Consider the following 18,169-nt stretch of genomic DNA (forward strand, 5'->3'; position numbering starts at 1 on the left):
TCCTTCATGAATTCCATCAAGACAACCGCCTCAGCTTCCGAAATCATCCGCCGCAATGGCGTGGTCCGTGCGGGCACGCGTATGGTGCCCGAGGAAGTGCCGATTGCCTTTTCCTATGGTGGCTCCAGCCATGCCGTGATGATGGGGACGCCTGCCGACCTTGAGGATTTTGCCACCGGCTTCAGCCTCACCGAAGGTCTCATTACCTCCATGGCTGAGATCGAGGCGATCGAGGTCCTGCAGGAAGGCGATGGGCTCGATGTGCAGGTAACGCTGGCCGAGGACAAGGAAGATGCTCTTCGCGCCCGGCGCCGGCATATGGCGGGGCCGGTCGGATGTGGCCTTTGCGGCATCGAGTCGATCGAGCAGGCGATGCGGCCGGTGCCGGATGTGTCCGGTGTCGAGATCGTGCTTTCGGCGGCGGAGATTTCTGAAGCCAGCAATGCCCTCAACAGCGCCCAGCCGCTGCATGCGGAAACCCGCGCCGTGCATGGAGCCGGTTTCTTTATCCCCGGCGAAGGCCTGATTGCCGTGCGCGAAGATGTCGGGCGTCACAATGCGCTCGACAAGCTTGCCGGCGCGGTGATCCGCTCCGGGCGAAAGGGTCGCGAGGGCGTGGTCGTGGTCACGAGCCGCATCTCTGTCGAGATGGTGCAGAAGGCCGCGATCCTCGGAAGCCCGATGCTGATTGCCATTTCCGCACCCACCGCGCTTGCCATCCGTACGGCCGAGGCGGCCGGCATGACACTGGTAGCACTTTCGCGTGGCGAGGATTTCGAGGTCTTTACCCATGCCAGCCGGATCAGGATGGAGACGGTCGCCGATGTCGCATGATCTGATGGAAGACCAGGCCCATGACCCCGCCACGCTTGTTCGTGACAAGCTGGTGCGGATGGCCAACCAGATCGCCACGTTCTTCCTTTCGCAGCCGGAAGATGTGCGTGTTCAGGGCGTTGCCACACATATCAACAAGTTTTGGGAGCAGCGCATGCGGCGCCAGCTTTTCGAGCATATCGACACGGGTGGCGATGGGTTATTGCCGCTGGTGATCGATGCGTCGAAGCTGATCCGCCGGCCGGAAGCCGTTGGCTCGGTGCCGCCTCCATCCCAATAGACGATCGCATGGGGCGATGCGGTCGGGAGGAGAGGACCGGACGCATCGCTTGAACAAGGCCATTTTCCAGAGGGAGGGATACATATGGCGACTTTAGTGGCGGGCGAGGGGCCCGCGGGGAATGCCGGTCTTCTGGACCGTGAACGCATTATTGCAAAACCGGGTTTTAACCGCTGGCTCGTGCCGCCGGCAGCGCTCGCCATCCATCTGTGCATCGGCATGGCCTATGGTTTCAGCGTTTTCTGGCTGCCGCTGTCCAAGGCGATTTCGGGTACGCCCGATCCGTCCTGCGCCGGCCTCAATCTTGCTTCGGCTCTGTTCACCACCAGCTGCAACTGGCGCGTTGCCGATCTCGGCTGGATCTATACCCTGTTCTTCGTTCTGCTCGGTTGCTCGGCAGCCATCTGGGGCGGCTGGCTGGAGCGGGTTGGTCCGCGCAAGGCTGGCTTCGTTTCGGCCTGCTGCTGGTGCGGCGGCATTCTCGTTGCCGCCATCGGCGTCATGACCCATCAGCTGTGGCTGATGTGGATCGGTGCTGGCGTGATCGGCGGCGTCGGCCTCGGTCTCGGCTATATCTCGCCGGTCTCGACGCTGATCAAATGGTTCCCCGACCGTCGCGGCATGGCGACCGGCATGGCGATCATGGGATTTGGCGGCGGCGCGATGATCGGTGCACCGCTTGCCAACCTTCTGATGAACACGTTCAAGACCGATACCTCGGTCGGCGTCTGGCAGACTTTCGTCTGCATGGCCGTCATCTATTTCTGCTTCATGATGGGCGGCGCCTTCGGGTATCGCATCCCGCCGGCCGGCTGGCGTCCAGAAGGCTGGACACCGCCTGTGGCGAAGTCGACGATGATTACACATCGCCACGTGCATCTGCGTGATGCGCACAAGACGCCGCAGTTCTGGCTGATCTGGGCCGTGCTGTGCCTCAACGTCTCGGCCGGTATCGGCGTGCTCGGCATGGCCTCGCCGATGCTGCAGGAAATCTTTGCCGGCTCACTGATCGGCCAGCCGGGCGTCGGTTTCGCGCAGCTGGATGCAAGCCAGAAGGCGCAGATCGCGACGATCGCTGCAGGCTTTGCCGGTCTTCTGTCGCTGTTCAATATCGGCGGGCGCTTCTTCTGGGCGTCGCTCTCCGACAAGATCGGCCGCAAGAACACCTATTACTGCTTCTTCGTGCTCGGCATCATCCTTTATGCATTGGCACCGACCTTTGCCGATATGGGCAGCAAGGCCCTCTTCGTGCTGGCCTTCGGCATCATCCTGTCCATGTATGGTGGTGGTTTCGCGACCATTCCGGCCTATCTGGCGGATATTTTCGGGACGCAGTTCGTCGGCGCCATCCACGGACGGTTGCTGACGGCCTGGGCGACGGCCGGTATCGTTGGTCCGGTCGTGGTCAACTATATCCGCGAGGCACAGATCGCGGCCGGTGTGGCGCCGGGACCGGCGCTCTATACCGGCACGATGTATATTCTGGCCGGCATGCTGGTGTTGGGTCTCATCGCCAATTCGCTGGTGCGGCCGCTTTCGGACAAATGGTTCATGTCGGATGCGGAAGTGGCTTCGCTGCAGGCAAAGACCGCTGCCGCCAATGCCGGCCCGACCGGCTCCTTCGGCATCGGTACCGGTGGTTTCGATGCCAAGGCGGCCCTTGCCTGGGCGGTCGTCGGTATTCCGCTTCTCTGGGGTGTGTGGGTGACTTTGAAGAGCAGTTTTGTGCTGTTCGGCTAAGATCCCGTGATCAAGACCTTGAAAGGCGGCGCAAGCCGCCTTTCTCTTTGTGACTTCAATTTCACAAAAACGGAGGCATCTCCGATTGACGAAAACCGTTTGCGGGCTAGATTAGCATCCGGAGCCCATGGCGCCCTTCCTGCGACGCCCGACACGCGCCCGCGTGTTTCTACCTTCGCTCCTTATGACAATATCGACGTCTTCAAATCTTTGCGCAGATGGGAGTTTTCCATGCGTTACAATCAATTGGGCAATACCGGTCTTTTCGTCTCTGAAATATGCCTCGGCACAATGACCTTCGGTGAGGCCAACAGCGCCTCGCAATGGGGGCAGATTGCCGGCGTCGATCAAGACGCGGCCGATGCGATCGTCGAACGTTCGCTGAAGGCTGGCGTCAATTTCTTCGATACCGCCAATGTCTATTCGCTCGGCAAGTCCGAGGCCATTCTCGGCCAGTCGATCCGTAATCTTGGCGTGGCCCGCAAGGACGTGATCATCGCCACGAAATTTCTCGGCCAGATGGGCGATAAGCCGAATGATCGCGGCGCCTCGCGCGGCCATATCATGGACAGTGTCGAGCAGAGCCTCGAGCGGCTGCAGATGGATCATATCGATCTCTACCAGATCCATGGCACTGATACGGTGACGCCGATCGACGAGACATTGCGTGCACTCGACGACCTCGTGTCGCGTGGACTGGTGCGGTATATCGGCCTGTCGAACTGGGCTGCCTGGCGGATGGCCAAGGCGCTCGGCATTTCCGAACGCAAGGGTTTTGCCCGTTTCGAGACGGTTCAGGCCTATTATTCGATTGCCGGCCGTGATCTCGAGCGCGATATCGTGCCGCTGATGCAGGAAGAGAAGCTCGGCCTGATGGTCTGGTCGCCGCTGGCTGGCGGGCTTTTGTCGGGCAAATACGGCCCCGGCGCACCGGGCAATGGCGAGGGACGCCGGGCGAATTTCGATTTCCCGCCGGTCAACAAGGACCGCGCCTGGGATTGCGTCGCTGCCATGCGCGAGGTTGCAGCCAAGCATGATGTCAGCGTCGCGGAGATCGCGCTCGCCTATGTTCTTGCAAAGCCCTTCGTCACCAGCGTCATCATCGGTGCGAAGCGGATGGAGCAGCTCGAGGAAAACCTGAAGGCAGTCAAGGTCCGGCTTGACGGCGACGACATGGCGAAGCTCGACGATGTCAGCAAGCTGGCGCCGGAATATCCGGGCTGGATGCTTGAGCGTCAGGGTGCTGGCCGTAGACCCGCGCCTTTCGAAGAGAAGAACTGAGCCAAACAGAAGAAGCCCGCAGCGGATCATCCACTGCGGGCTTTTTCGTCACCGCCCATTCAGGATCAGAAATCTTCCCAGCCTGCTGCGTTCTTGAGGTTGGCATGGGCCATGCGTAGCGGCGCGGTCCGGGGCATCACGGGTGGCCTTTCGGCCGGCTGATGATACGATCCAGGCTGCGGCGCGCCGACATCGAACTGGGCGATCAGGCCGCGCAGGCTTTCCGCCTCGCTGGCAAGCGAGTGGCTGGCCGCCGTCGTTTCCTCGACCATGGCGGCATTTTTCTGGGTCGCCTGGTCGATCTGGTTCACGGCCTGACTGATCTCACGCAGGCTGCTTGTCTGTTCGCGAGAGGCATCGACGATGGCGCCGATATTTTCGTGGATGCTGGCGACCTGGGTCAGCATGTCTTTCAGCGAGGCGCCGGTTCGGCCGACGAGATCGACGCCGTTCGAAACCTGATGGCTCGAGGTATTGATCAGCGTCTTGATTTCCTTGGCTGCCTTTGCCGAGCGCTGGGCAAGTTCACGGACTTCCTGGGCGACGACCGCAAAACCCTTGCCCGCTTCACCGGCACGGGCTGCCTCGACACCGGCATTCAGGGCCAGAAGATTGGTCTGGAAGGCGATGTCGTCGATGACGCTGATGATATTGGTGATCTCATGCGAGGATTTGGCGATCTCGTCCATGGCGCCGATCGCGTCGCGGACAACAAGGCCGGACTCCTCGGCATTTTCCCGCGTCGTGGTGACGAGGCGGCCGGCGTCCTCGGCACGCTGGCTGGAATCGCCGACCGTGCGGGTCACCTGTTCGATCGCGGCTGCGGCCTGTTCGAGGGCAGCGGCCTGTTGTTCAGTGCGCTTGGCAAGTTCCTGCGATGCGTCGCGCACTTCGCCCGAAGCGGCGGCGATGCCGGATGCGTTCTGCGAGACGACCTGCATGGCATCGCGCAGTTTTGCGGCAACGGCGTTGAAGTCGTGACGTGTCGCTTCCATGCTGGGAACGAAGGTCGTATCGAGCGACTGGGCGAGTTTCCCATCGGCGAGATCGCGCAGGCCGCGGCCGAGCATGCCGATGGCGCTCATGCGGGGCGTCACGTCGGTCGCGAATTTCACGACCTTGGTCACCTTGCCGTTGATGTCACGGATCGGGTTGTAGGCGGCCTGGATCCAGATTTCCTTGCCACCCTTGCCGAAGCGGACGAATTCGTCGGCAACGAATTCGCCACCTTCGAGCTTCTTCCAGAATTCGCCATAGGCGGGGGAGGCGGCGTAGGTCGGCTCGCAGAACATGCGGTGATGGCGACCCTTGATCTCCGACAGGTCATAACCGAGGCCGTTGCAGAAATTCTCGTTGGCGGTGAGGATCTCGCCCTGCGGTGTGAATTCGATGATCGCCTGGGAGCGGCTGATGGCGAGAAGCTTGTTGGCGTCTTCCGTCGCCTTCATTTTCACGGCAGTGATGTCGGATGCGAATTTGACGACCTTGTAAGGCTTTCCGCCGCGCAGGACCGGATTGTAGGATGCTTGGATCCAGATTTCCTGGCCGGTCTTGGTGAGGCGCTTGTATTCGCCGCTGTCGAAATGGCCGGTCGCCAGATTGGTCCAGAAGTTCCGATATTCCGCCGAGGCGACATAATCGGCCTCGCAGAACATGCGGTGATGTTTGCCTTTGATCTCGGAGAGCGAATAACCCAGCGCCTGGCAGAAATTCTCGTTGGCGTCGAGGATGATGCCGGTCGTGTCGAATTCGATAATGGCCTGCGACCGCGATATCGCATCGAATATGCGATGAAGATCGCCCGATTTGCTCAATCCCAGCATTGTCCATCCCTATTGGCGGGCGCGGGTTCGTCGCATGCCGCCTGTGTTCAGCTGCCATCCGGTGGGTGGGCTGGAACCCTGCTTATATTAGAGAGTGCAAATATTAAAAAGAGATTTATTAAATTTGAAAATGTTCCAGGCGAGTAAAAAATAAAAGAGCCGCGCTGGTGGCAGCGCGGCTCTTTTAAACTTCATGTATTTGTCAGCTTAAGCAGCGAGTTCTTCTACTTCGGTGCCCTTGAACATCTTGGAGAGGTTCAGGAAGCAGATCATGCCGTTTTCATTGGCGATGATGCCTTCGGAGAAGGATTTGTCGAAGGAAGCGGAAATTTCCGGAACCGGCTGAACCTGGCTTGCGGCAATCGTCAGGATGTCCGAAACGCGGTCGACCAGCATGCCGATGACCATGTTGTGGACTTCGGCAACGACGATGGCGCTGCGCTCGTTGGCAACCGTGCTCTTCATACCGAGCTTGAATGCGAGGTCGATGATCGGGATGACCGAGCCACGCAGGTTCATGACACCGATGACATCGGCCGGTGCATGCGGGATCGGCGTCGAAGGCGCCCATCCGCGGATTTCGCGGATCGTCGTCGTCTTCACGCAGAATTCCTGATCATGAAGCCGGAAGGCAATGATTTCCAGCGTGTCACCGCTGTAGCTTTTGGTATTGATCGGTGCAGCCATCAGAATTCTTCCCAGTTGTCCGGTGCCTTGGCAACAGCCGCATTGGCCGAGCCGCTGCGCGTTCCTGTTGCCCTGTGCTTGTGTGCTGCCGATGCGATTGGGCGGGCATCCGGCCGTACTTGTACGACATTAACGGAAGAGTATTGCCCAAATCTAAACCGTGCGAGCAAATCCCTTAACATCTCGGCTTCCCGCGCAAGACTATGGCTGGCCGCCGTCGTCTGTTCTACCATGGCAGCGTTCTGCTGGGTGTTCTGGTCCATCGAGTTGACGGCGTTGCTGATTTCCTTCAGCCCGGTCGACTGTTCGCGGGAAGCCTCGACGATGGCGGCGACATTGCCGTCGATCTCGGCGACCTGAACGAGGATCTGTTCCAGCGCCTTGCCGGTCTCGTCTACAAGGCCGACACCGCGGGTCACCTGTTCGGAGGAGGTGTTGATCAGCGTCTTGATTTCCTTGGCCGCCTGCGCGGAGCGCTGTGCCAGTTCACGTACTTCCTGGGCGACAACGGCAAAACCCTTGCCGGCTTCACCGGCACGCGCGGCTTCGACACCGGCGTTCAGGGCAAGCAGGTTGGTCTGGAAGGCGATCTCGTCGATGACGCCGATAATGCTGGAAATCTCGCGCGAGGATTTCGCGATCTCGCCCATGGCACCGACGGCGGTGCGAACGATGCTGCCTGAGTGTTCTGCGCCGGACTTGGTGCGCAGCACGAGGGCGCCGGCTTCCTCGGCCCGCTTGGCGCTGTCGGCGACCGCGCGGGTGATCTCTTCCAGAGCGGCTGCCGTTTCTTCAACGGCCGCTGCCTGTTGTTCTGTACGTGCAGAGAGGCTGTCCGAAGCCTGGCGCACTTCGCCCGATCCGCTGGCAATGCCTTCGGCATTGGAGCCGACGGCCTTCATCGCCTGCGAGAGCTTTTCCAGCGCGCCGTTGAGATCGACGCGGATCTGCTCAAGCGTCGGGATGAACGGCTTTTCGATACGGGCCGTCAGGTCACCTTCCGACAGCGCATGCAGGCTGCCGGCAATCTCGCCGACGGCGCGGACGCGCTCGGTGATATCGGTCGCGAACTTCACGACCTTGAAGACGCGGCCTTCGGCGTCGAAGATCGGATTGTAGGAAGCCTGGATCCAGACTTCCTTGCCGCCCTTGCCGATCCGCTTGAACTCGGCGGAGATGGGCTGGCCGGACGCGAGTTTCGCCCAGAATTCCCGGTATTCGCCGCTGTCGCGGAAGGACGGTTCGCAGAACATGCTGTGATGTTTGCCGACGACCTCGTCCAGCGTGTAACCGAGGCAGGATAGAAAATTGTCGTTGGCGGTCAGAATGTCACCCTTGGTGGTGAACTCGATGACGGCCTGGGTGCGGGAAATGGCGCTGATCTTGCCGGCGTCTTCCGCAGCCTTCTGTTTTGCCTCGGTGATATCGGTTGCAAATTTGACGACCTTGTAGGGCTTGCCGCCGGCCATAACCGGATTGTAGGAGGCCTGGATCCAGACTTCCGTGCCACCCTTGCCGATCCGCTTGTAGGTGCCGTCGTCATATTCGCCGCGGCCGAGACGCGCCCAGAAACTCTTGTATTCCGGGGATGCCACGAAAGCGGGCTCGCAAAAGATGCTATGATGCTTGCCGACGATCTCCGACAGGCTGTAACCGAGTGCCTTGCAGAAGTTTTCGTTGGCGGTCAGGATCGTTCCCGACGGATCGAATTCAATAATGGCTTGTGATCTGCTGACAGCCGCGATGACCGCTCTCGCGTCCGCGCCTGGGAATGAAAATATAGACATCTTGCCGCTCCGGCTAATGCTTGGTACCCCACCCGAAGCAGTGCTTGCACCCAATATACTGGCGCAATACAGCCTCAAGTCTGTGCTAATAATAGCCAGTACCAATTAATAATAGGTCAAGAGAAACAATGCGATATGCAACCATTGTGTGCATAATCGCAGCAAATGGCGCGGCCATACCCGCTATGGGTGGTTCGTGGTTGAGAAAAATACTTATGATGTATTTCTAAATGTTAAATGACCCATGCAAATTCTGTAAATCTATATTATTAGATACTTCTAATTTAATGCGCTCGCTGTAAGAGCGCTGCCGTTGCACGGATAACCTTCCGAAGTTGAAGGTTGCCAGGATCAGTATTCGTGTTCGTAGAATACGCCGGCTGTGCCGCCTGTCGTGCCTGCGCCGGCCTTGAGTTTCACGCCGCGTCCGACATCGAGATTGATCGTTGCCTGTGCGCCGTTCTGGCCGCCCTGCTCGACCTGGAAATAGGTGCGGTTGTTGATGTAGCGGCCGACCGAGACGGTCGTCTGCCCGGTGGAGTCGGTGCTGATATCCAGATCATCGACGCCGAGATTGCTGCGCAGGGTCTCCAGCAGCGACGAAGAGCCGCCGCCTGCAAGCTGGCTGACGGCGTCGGCGAGCTGGGCGATCTGCAGCGGTGACAGGCGCGACATGGACTGGCCGAAGATCAGTCGTGCCAGAACCTCATCCTGCGGCAATGCCGGCGAGGAGGAGAAGGTGATATCCGGATCGTTGGCAACGCCGGTGACGTTGACGGTGATCGTGGTCTGCGACGAGGTCGTGTTTGCCTTGAGATCGAGGATCGGCACCAGACCGCCGCCGAAGGTGATCTTGCCGCTCTCGAAGTCGAGGCGCTTGGCAAGGATGACGATGCGGCCACGGCGCATGTCGAAGCCACCGGAGATAGCCGGCGCGACCGCATTGCCCTTGATGGTCAGCCCGCCGCCGAGTTCGGCATCGATCCCGCGTCCGCGTACGAAAATGCCGTTCGGAGCCTCTATCTGCAGATCGAGCGCGATCGGATCGCTGGCGCCGCTGGCGCTCTTCGGACGGATCTCCTCCATCTGCTTCAGCACGTCCGCCGGCGCGTTGCGGTGACGGATATCGACCGAGGCAAGCGACGTCGGAAGCTTGGCCGGCACGGTGATCGAGGCCTTGGTCAACGTGACGCGGCCGCCGAGAACGGGACCGGATGTCAGCGGCCCCTTGATCGTCAGGGCACCGTCCGCGGTCACGGCAAACAGGTTGCCATCGGCGTAATTCGCCTTGTCGAGGGCGATGCGCAGGTCTGCCGGGAAACCGGAGCCCGATTCGATGCCGATATTGCCATCGATGGAAACTTTTCCGCCGCCGCCGAGCGTGCCGCCCAGCCGGTTGATGACGGCCCGGTTCTTTTCCAGCGCGATATTGGCCGCGAGGTCGGTAATGGCGAGGTTGTGGCGGGCGTCGATCAGGCGTGAGCCGCTCGACGACAGGGTGCCGCTGATCGCAGGTGCCGCCGCTGTGCCGCCGATCGCGAGATCGACATTGGCAGTGCCCTCCAGCACCAGTCCCTGCGCGGCGAGCTGGCCGGCGAGAACGGAGAAGGGGAAGTTGCCGTTGAACTTCAGATCCAGCGGCTTCGCGCCGGCAAGCGAGATCGCACCGCCGCCCGACAGGGCAATGCCGCCACCGCCGGAGAGCTTGATGTTCAACGTCACCTTCTGCTGTGCGAACGTGCCATTGGCAGTCACATCCATGCTGGTGACGCCGGCCGTCGCGGTCTGGCTGACGGCGGCATCTGCCCATTTCAGATCGTAACGGACGCTCGGCGCCTCGGGCGTGCCGGTTGCCTTCACGGTTCCGGAAATCGTGCCCTTTGCACCAAGGCCCGGCGCGAAGGCATCGGCAAGTGCTGCAGGGATGGCTTTGGCATTCGCATTGATGTCGAGCGTCGGTGCACCATCGGCATTCAGGACCACGCGCCCGGTGGCATCGAGGTCAAGGCCGCCGCTTCCCGTCAGCTGCGTCTTGTCTAGTGTGACTGTACGGTCGGCGAAGCGCCCGGCAGCTGCAAGGTGAAATGGAGCGATGCCGGCGTCGCGCGTCTGGCGAAGCTGGGCATCACTCCATTCTAAATCATAGCGGATCGAAGGCGCGGAAACCGCACCGGTGGCGTTGATCGTGCCGGAAATCGTGCCTGCGGCATTGATTGCGGGGACGAAGGTGTTGATCAGGGCAGCCGGCAGGGCGCTGATCGTGGCATTCAGGTCCAGCGTCGAACCGGCGGTGCCGGCCACGGTGACACGGCCATCTCCGGTGCCGAGGGTCAGGCCTTCGAAACGGGCATTGCCGTTGGCGATGCCGATCCTGGTCGGTGCCTTCAGCTCGACGGGAATGTTGCGGGCGATGGCGCTGAATGTGTTGATCTCGACCGTCAGGCCACCGGCGGTCTGTAGCGCGCCGGTGCTCTTCAGCGGTTCGTTTTGGAAATTGGCCGCAAGGTCGAAGGCAGTCGTCGTTCCGCCATGGGTGACGCCGAGCACGATATTGTCGAGGCCGTTCGCACCGCTTGCGAGCCGCTGCGCCTTGATCGAACCTTCCGCCGCGATCTGCTTCAGATCCGGAATGGTCAGATCGACATTCGGCTGCAGGATCTCGATGGAACCGCGACGGAGCGCCGAGCCCTCGGCCTTGATGACCGCCGAACCCTTGCCGCCGGTATTGGCGAAGGTGGCCGAGCCATGCAGATCGCCTTGCGCCTGCTGGGCGGCGAGGGCTGCCAGAAGCGAGACGTCGGGGAAGTCGAAATCGATCTTGCCGGAGGGGATGAATTCGGGAGAGAAGGCGAGCGATCCGGTCAGCTTGTTGCGGCCGATTTCCGCGGTGATCGCCGGCGCCGTCGTCTGGCCATTGGCAGACTGGACATCGGCATTGATGCGGATCGCCTGACCATCCAGAGACCCTGTGGCGACGAGGCGGCCCTGCGGCGCGCTCGAATTGGCCGTGCCGGTCAGCGTGAAACTCAGGTCCTGAAGCTTGCGGCCAACGAGCCGGGCTTCGGCGGAGTTGACAATTGCCTTGACGGCAACGGCGTCGAGAGGGCCCTGGGCGGAGATGTCGAAGCCCGCAGCGCCCTCGGCGTCGGTCAGCCACTTCTTGATATCCGGCACGCGACCTGCGAGGCGGCCATTCAGCTTGCCCTTGTCGAGAAGGACATTCCCATGGGCTTCAAGCGCGCTGGACTTGACGACGATGTTTTCGAGGCTGATGCGGTCGGTGGCCGGGGACGCTTCTATATAACCTTCCGCGGCGATGGCGCCATCGAATTTGACCGAGAGCGTCGGCGGCATGACGGACGGGTTGGCCGACAGGCGGAAATTGCCGGTAACGGACTGCTTCGATGTGTCATAGGCGCCGCTGATCGTACCGTTCAGGCCGGCGCTTTCAAACGTGGCGGCATCGAGGCCGATTGCCGGCGGAGCAAGGCGCAGCGGTGCGTCGAGCGTGACCGGTCCCTTGATCAGCCGGTTCAGGTCGTCATTGGTGAATTTCAGCTGGGCAACCGTCAAGCGACTGCGGATGCTGCCGGCGCGCTGGATCAGGTCGAGATCCTCGCTTTCGGCCTGCAGCCTGATCTGCTTGAAGCGGCCCTGCGGCAGTTCAGCGGAGCTCAGTGCGGCCGTCGCGTTGAAACGGGCGGAGGCTGCAGCGCCGGTCAGGGTGAAATTGATCGATTCGAAGGAGAAGTGGCTGTCTTCGCCATTGATCGGCCAGGTGAAGGGAACGGCGCCCTTGGTACCGGCAACACCGACCGTCAGGCTGTTGTCGCCGGTCGGGTCCCAGGCGCCCTTGGCCGAGACCTTGACGGCGCCGGAGGTCAGGTCGCCCTTCTGGATGTCCACGCGGCCGGAAGGTGCGTAGGTGGCGGCGATGTTGATGTCGGTCGTTCCATCTACCAACGCCCGGAAGGCCGGGGGCATCAGGGTTGCGAGCTGGCCGCCGCCGGTGATCTGGATGCTGTGAACGCCGTTGGCGACGAGAAGGTGCTTGCCGGTGACGGAGATGACCGGCGTGTCGCCGACGCTGCCGTCCAGCTGGCCGGTCCAGTTCGAAAGCGGACCTTCGCCATCGAGCCCGAGCTTGACGGCAGGGGCGCCGGGAAGACGCAGAAGGCGGGCAAGCAGGCCGCCCTGCGGCTCGGCGACCGAAGCTTTAAGTGTCAGACGGTTTTCAGACGGAGCATAGACGATATCGGCAAGCGCCTTGGCGTCGGCCTCGTCCTTACGGGTCGCTTCGAGATTGAGCGAAATATTCGGGCCGGTGGCGTCGATGGATCCTTTCAGAGACAGTGCAAAATCGCGGCCGGACAGGGCCTGGGCGAGATTGATGTCGGGAAGGTCGATCTGGGCGACGCGAATGCCGACCGGCAGCTGCGATCCGGATTTCGTCGTCGTTGTCTGCGTCTTGGTCGGCTTCGGCGGCTGTGGCGGGCGAATGAAGTTGACCGTATCGGCGGAAATTTTTTCCGCACGGAAGACGCCGCTTACCAGCGCGGTGGGTGACCATTCGACATTGATGCCGCCGATCTCGGCATAGGCGCCCGCATCGTCCGAGAGGGTGAGTGTGTCGATCCGCAAGTCACCGGACAGCAATCCCTCCGGCCGCGAGAAGGTGATCTTGCGGTCCGGTGTCGAGACGAGCGCGGAAATCCGCTCTGCGGCAAGGTTGCCACCGACCGGCGTGAAGGCGACGAACAGGACGACGCCAATGCCCATGACGAAAAGAATTCCGATAGCCGCGATTGCGGCTTTCAGAACCCATCTCAACAGGCGGACCATCAGCATCATGCTCGATACTTTACCCTTAGAACGCCTGGCCTATGCCGGCATAAATCCCATATTGGCTGCCGCCGTCGTAGCGTCGCAGCGGTAGCGCGACATCCAGTCTCAGCGGCCCGAAAGGTGTGGCATAGCGCACCCCGATCCCGGCGCCGGCTCGTATATCAGAAAAATCAGGCACGATTTCGGTCGAAACCGTTCCGACATCGATAAAAGGCACAATGCCAATTTTATCTGACACTTTTACGCGCGTTTCGAAAGAGGCGAGCACATAAGATCGGCCCCCGAACGCTTCGTCATTGTCGTTATAAGGCGAAATTTCCCGATAGGAATAGCCGCGCACCGATCCGCCGCCACCGGCATAAAAACGGCGTAGCGGCGGGATGTTCTCGAGACTGCCGCCGCCGACCAGCGTGCCGGCCGCAAGCTTGCCTGCAAAGACGACCTGATCCTCGGAGCCAACGCCGAGATAACCGGAGATGGAGCCCTCGAAGGACGAGAAAATATTCTGCCTGATGAACTCGTAGCTTGGCTTGGCCGACAGCGTGGCGTGATACCCTTCCGTCGGATCGAGCTTGTTGTCGCGGGTATCGCGTTCGTAGCCGAAAGGCGTGCTGAAGGTCAGGTAGGTCTTCTTGCCGAAAACGTCGTCGCTGCGGATATAGGCGATCTCGCCGCCGGCCGTCAGCTTGTCTGTATCGTTGAGCTCGTAGGAGAAGCCGGCGGAATAGGTAAGCGACTGGGCCTCGTAGATATCCTCGGGATTCTCGCTCTTGGCTTCCAGCCGTGATTCAAAGGTCGCTTCCGGAACGATCGCGCCCGGCTTGGTGAAGATGATGCCGGCCGAATAGTCGAATGTGCTGACGTCGGTCGCGCCGATGCCGGAAATCTTGCCTTCGATCCGCAGCGATTCCGCTTCGCCGAACAGGTTGCGATGGCCCCAGTAACCCTGCAGGCCTGCACCGTCGATTGATGAGAATTCGGCGCCGAAGCCGAAATAGCGCTGCTTGCCGTCCGATACTTCGATCGTCAGCGGCAGCGTGCCATCCGGCGCCAGCTTGTCGGCCTCGTGAATCGTCACGCTCGAAAAGACGCCGAGCTCGCGCAGGCGATCATTCGCCTTCTTCAGCTGTTCGGGCGAGTAACGCCCGCCCTTGTCGAGGCGTGAATAGCGGGTGATGAAAGCGGGGTCGACACTGCGCGATCCCTTGGTTGCGACTTGTCCGAAGGATGCGACCGGTCCGCTGACGGCGCCCAGCACGACATCGACCGTATCGGTGCGATGATCGGCGGTTACCTGCCGTTTTGTCAGCTTGGCCAGTGGATGGCCTTCGTTCTTCAGGTCGACAAGAAGCTTTTCGCCGGCTTTCAGAATCAGCCGTGAGCCAGCCGTCTCGCCAGTCACCAGATCGTAGGCGGCCGGATCCTTGCCGGCGGCATTGCCCTCGAAATGGACGGCGCCGAGCTTGAAGACGGGACCGGGCGCGATATTGACGGTGACCGGAACCGGCTTGGAGTGATCGAAGGTCGGGTTGGGCGGCAGGTTGTCGATATCGGTGCCGGCAACGGAAATATTCACGGTGCCGCCATACCGCGCCTCTTCGTAAAGCACGGCGATCAGCCTTTCGCGGTCCTCGCGTGCCTTGATGACGACGCCGAGATCACCGGAAACCGGCTGTTTTTCGTCGGTGATCAGGGCTGCGGCGCTCTCAAGGCGATCCTTGAGATCGTCATCGGCATCACCGGCATTGAGTGTCGCTTCGTAGCGTACCGGATCGATGACTTCGACCGTATCCTCGTCATCGCCAAAAATCGTCATGCCGAAGAGCTTGAAGGCGAATGCATTGTCCACGAGTACGGGCGAGCACAGAAGGGCTGCCGCGACGACCGCCACGGAACCGGCATGCCGGTAAGGCCACTCCTTCTTCCGCCCGTTGGTGTCGTTTGGCATACGCTGACTTATATCGACTTCTCATTGCTGCCGGTGGTCATCTCCGGCCCTAAACCTCTGTAACCGCAAAAGGACGGGCAGGGTACCCTTTTCCTTATCTCAGCATGTTTTCATAAAAGAAAAAGCCCCGGACCTTGCTCCGGGGCCACAGCTGAAACGCGACCCTTATGATCAGTAGCGGCGCGGGCAATCGTCGATATAGCGGCGGCCGTAACGGTCGCGGTAGTAGCACTGTCCCGGCTGTTCGGCGACATTGCCGATCACGGCGCCCGAAACGCCACCGATTGCAGCGCCGACGGCTGCACCGCGCACATTGCCGGTCACAGCGCCACCAATGATCGCGCCGGATGCGGCGCCAATGCCGGCACCCTGTTCGGTCGCCGTGCAGCTTGCCAGCGAAGCGCCGAGCAAGAGAAGAGCCAGAGCCTTCTTCATAAATCCCTCCTTGGTTGTGCTGTGCGGTCGGACATCAATGTCCGATCCCCGTTGATCGAGGAGAACAATAGTCGCGAAGACCCAATTGTCCATAAGTGCCATCTGTTTTGTGAACGATGTTACGGACTTCGTCCGCAAGCCGGAAAGGCTGCCGGTGGCAGAAAGCGGCGCGACAGCGGTGGTTTCATCCAAGACGCCGGCCGTGGATTGACGGATATCAATTCTCACATTTTCGGTAGCTAATATCTTTTTATTGGAATAATTCCAAAAAACAGGGCCTTTTGCCGCAGCTTGGTTTTATTCGACGGATTCGGGTTGACGAATGTCAGCGCCGGTTCGAAAACCAAGGCAAGTTTTTGGAGCGTGAAATGGATTTCGAGGCATTTTTCAAGAGCGAACTGGACGGTCTTCACAGTGAAGGCCGTTACCGGGTGTTCGCCGATCTCGAGCGGCAGCGCGGAAGTTTTCCGCGAGCGACGCGCCACACGCCCGAAGGCACCAAGGACGTCACGGTCTGGTGTTCCAACGACTATCTCGGCATGGGTCAGCACCCGGCCGTGGTTGCCGCCATGCACGAAGCCATCGATCACTGTGGCGCGGGTGCGGGAGGCACCCGGAATATTTCTGGCACCAACCACTACCACGTTCTTCTCGAGCGCGAACTTGCCGATCTGCATGGCAAGGAATCGGCGCTGATCTTCAACTCCGGCTATATGTCGAACTGGGCGTCGCTCGGCACGCTCGGCCAGAAGATCCCCGGCCTGATCATTTTCTCCGACGCGCTGAACCACGCCTCGATGATCGAAGGCATCCGTCACGGCAAGTGCGAGCGGGTGATCTGGAAGCATAACGACCTCAACGACCTCGAAGCCAAGCTGGCGGCTGCCGATCCGAATGCGCCGAAGCTGATCGCTTTCGAAAGCGTCTATTCGATGGATGGCGATATCGCACCGATCAAGGATATCTGCGATCTCGCCGACAAATATGGCGCGATGACCTATCTCGATGAAGTGCATGCCGTTGGCATGTATGGTCCGCGCGGTGGCGGCATTGCCGAACGCGAAGGCCTGATGGACCGGGTGACGATCATCGAGGGCACGCTCGGCAAGGCGTTTGGCGTGATGGGCGGTTATATCGCGGCCTCGACGGCGCTTTGCGATTTCATTCGTTCCTTCGCATCCGGCTTCATCTTCACGACGGCGCTGCCGCCGGCGCTTGCTGCCGGCGCGATCGCCTCGATCAAGCACCTGAAGGCAAGCCCGTTCGAGCGCGTGCGCCATCAGGACCGCGTCAAGAAGCTGCGCACCATGCTCGACCAGAACGGCATTCCGCACATGCACAACCCGAGCCATATCGTGCCGGTCATGGTTGGCGACGCTGCGAAGTGCAAGTGGATCTCGGATATCCTGCTCGACACCTGCGATATCTATGTGCAGCCGATCAACTACCCGACCGTGCCGCGCAAGACCGAGCGCCTGCGCATCACCCCGACGCCGCTGCATACCGATGCCGATATCGACCATCTCGTCGGTTCCCTGCATCAGCTGTGGTCGCGTTGCGCTTTGGCCCGCCACGTCGCCTGATCGGCGGTTCGCCAAGCTCTACTTTCCAGACAAAACAAAGGCCCGAAAATCTCCAGCGATTTTCGGGCCTTTGTTTTTTTAATGGAGACGTTGGGTGTCAGCCGGCCTTGCGATAGCGGCGCGCGACGTAAACGACGCTGCCGCCGGTCAGGCCCTTGTAGAGCATCGAGCCCTTGGAGCCGGAAAACTCGCTCATGAAACGGCGCAGCGCCCAGGCTTTGCCGATGCGTTCACGCTTGCGGCCTTCGGATGCATCGAGGGCTGCAACGACGCGCGGGCTGATATTGCGCTTCTCGACCAGTTCCAGGCCAGGCGCGCCGAGCTGGCCGTCGAGGCCGGAAAGCTGGCTCTTCGGCCGCATGTCGGCAAAGGTGAACCAGCCGCCGGGCTTCAGGACGCGCGAAACTTCGCGGGCGAAGGCCGGCACATCGCCGTAGCAATGCGAGGATTCGATGTTGACTACGATATCGAAGGAGCCGTCCGGGAAAGGCATACGCTCTGCATCGCCATTCTCGAAGGACAGGGTCGGCGTGTCGCTGTTGAGGTGGCGGGCGCGGCGTACCGTTTCCGGGGAATAGTCCATGCCGGTCACAGAGGCCGGCGCGTAGTAGCGGGCGATATAACGTGATCCACCGCCGCGGCCGGAGCCGACTTCGAGCACGCGCTTGCCTTCGAGGGCCAAGCCCGCGACGGCCTGCTGATAGAGGCCGATGAAGGCACGTTCCGGTTCATCCTCGGCCTTCAGCGGGAAGGGCTCGCCCTCCGGCAGGTAGCCGTAATTCATGAAGCGCCAGTCGGAATCTTTCCAGAACAGGGACAGGAGATTGTAGACGCGGCGCCAGACCCATTTCTGGGCGCGGGGAAATTTTCCAGGCGTGGCGATATCGAGAACACTCGAAAACAGACGGCTGCTCATGGGTATAGGA

General features: G+C 60.8%; 12 protein-coding genes. 5 read left to right on the forward strand and 7 right to left on the reverse strand.

Annotation, left to right across the window (positions count from 1 at the left end):
* The first annotated feature begins 6 nt into the window (after window positions 1–6).
* The 4 genes from fdhD (at window position 7) to FHW37_RS23000 (ending at window position 4,135) form a co-directional block, all read left to right on the forward strand.
* Complete coding sequence (fdhD, locus tag FHW37_RS22985; protein WP_145640601.1) at window positions 7–834, forward strand: formate dehydrogenase accessory sulfurtransferase FdhD; 828 nt, start codon at window positions 7–9, stop codon at window positions 832–834.
* 4 nt (window positions 835–838) lie between these two features.
* Entirely contained in the window at window positions 839–1,114 is a 276-nt protein-coding gene (locus FHW37_RS22990) for a formate dehydrogenase subunit delta (RefSeq protein WP_145640806.1), read from the forward strand.
* A gap of 84 nt (window positions 1,115–1,198) precedes the next feature.
* Entirely contained in the window at window positions 1,199–2,854 is a 1,656-nt protein-coding gene (locus FHW37_RS22995) for an OFA family MFS transporter (RefSeq protein ID WP_145640603.1), read from the forward strand.
* Between the two features lie 231 nt (window positions 2,855–3,085).
* The gene (locus FHW37_RS23000) at window positions 3,086–4,135 is read left to right on the forward strand and encodes an aldo/keto reductase (RefSeq protein WP_145640605.1); all 1,050 of its coding nucleotides are present in this window, start codon (window positions 3,086–3,088) and stop codon (window positions 4,133–4,135) included.
* A gap of 65 nt (window positions 4,136–4,200) precedes the next feature.
* Here the strand turns inward: FHW37_RS23000 and FHW37_RS23005 are convergent, their stop codons facing one another.
* The 6 genes from FHW37_RS23005 to FHW37_RS23030 form a co-directional block, all read right to left on the reverse strand.
* Complete coding sequence (locus tag FHW37_RS23005) at window positions 4,201–5,958, reverse strand: methyl-accepting chemotaxis protein (RefSeq protein ID WP_145640607.1); 1,758 nt, start codon at window positions 5,956–5,958, stop codon at window positions 4,201–4,203.
* Between the two features lie 207 nt (window positions 5,959–6,165).
* The gene (locus FHW37_RS23010; protein WP_145640608.1) at window positions 6,166–6,645 is read right to left on the reverse strand and encodes a chemotaxis protein CheW; all 480 of its coding nucleotides are present in this window, start codon (window positions 6,643–6,645) and stop codon (window positions 6,166–6,168) included.
* A complete protein-coding gene (locus FHW37_RS23015) occupies window positions 6,645–8,432 on the reverse strand; it encodes a methyl-accepting chemotaxis protein (protein ID WP_145640610.1) in 1,788 nt (595 codons plus the stop codon). The genes FHW37_RS23010 and FHW37_RS23015 overlap by 1 nt, the downstream gene beginning before the upstream one ends.
* A gap of 351 nt (window positions 8,433–8,783) precedes the next feature.
* Complete coding sequence (locus FHW37_RS23020; protein WP_145640612.1) at window positions 8,784–13,283, reverse strand: translocation/assembly module TamB domain-containing protein; 4,500 nt, start codon at window positions 13,281–13,283, stop codon at window positions 8,784–8,786.
* Window positions 13,284–13,299: 16 nt separating this feature from the next.
* Window positions 13,300–15,225, reverse strand: a complete 1,926-nt coding sequence (locus tag FHW37_RS23025; RefSeq protein WP_145640614.1) for an autotransporter assembly complex protein TamA — start codon at window positions 15,223–15,225, stop codon at window positions 13,300–13,302.
* 171 nt (window positions 15,226–15,396) lie between these two features.
* Window positions 15,397–15,660 carry a glycine zipper domain-containing protein gene (locus FHW37_RS23030; protein ID WP_145640616.1) on the reverse strand — a complete coding sequence of 88 codons (264 nt, stop codon included), beginning with the start codon at window positions 15,658–15,660 and terminating at the stop codon, window positions 15,397–15,399.
* Window positions 15,661–16,028: 368 nt separating this feature from the next.
* Here FHW37_RS23030 and hemA point away from each other — a divergent pair, with 368 nt between their 5' ends.
* Complete coding sequence (gene hemA, locus FHW37_RS23035; RefSeq protein WP_145640617.1) at window positions 16,029–17,243, forward strand: 5-aminolevulinate synthase; 1,215 nt, start codon at window positions 16,029–16,031, stop codon at window positions 17,241–17,243.
* Between the two features lie 97 nt (window positions 17,244–17,340).
* On the opposite strand, the gene FHW37_RS23040 is transcribed toward hemA, so the two are convergent.
* The gene (locus tag FHW37_RS23040) at window positions 17,341–18,159 is read right to left on the reverse strand and encodes a class I SAM-dependent methyltransferase (RefSeq protein WP_145640619.1); all 819 of its coding nucleotides are present in this window, start codon (window positions 18,157–18,159) and stop codon (window positions 17,341–17,343) included.
* Between the last annotated feature and the right edge of the window lie 10 nt (window positions 18,160–18,169).

This window comes from Neorhizobium alkalisoli (assembly GCF_007829835.1).
Lineage (GTDB): Bacteria > Pseudomonadota > Alphaproteobacteria > Rhizobiales > Rhizobiaceae > Neorhizobium.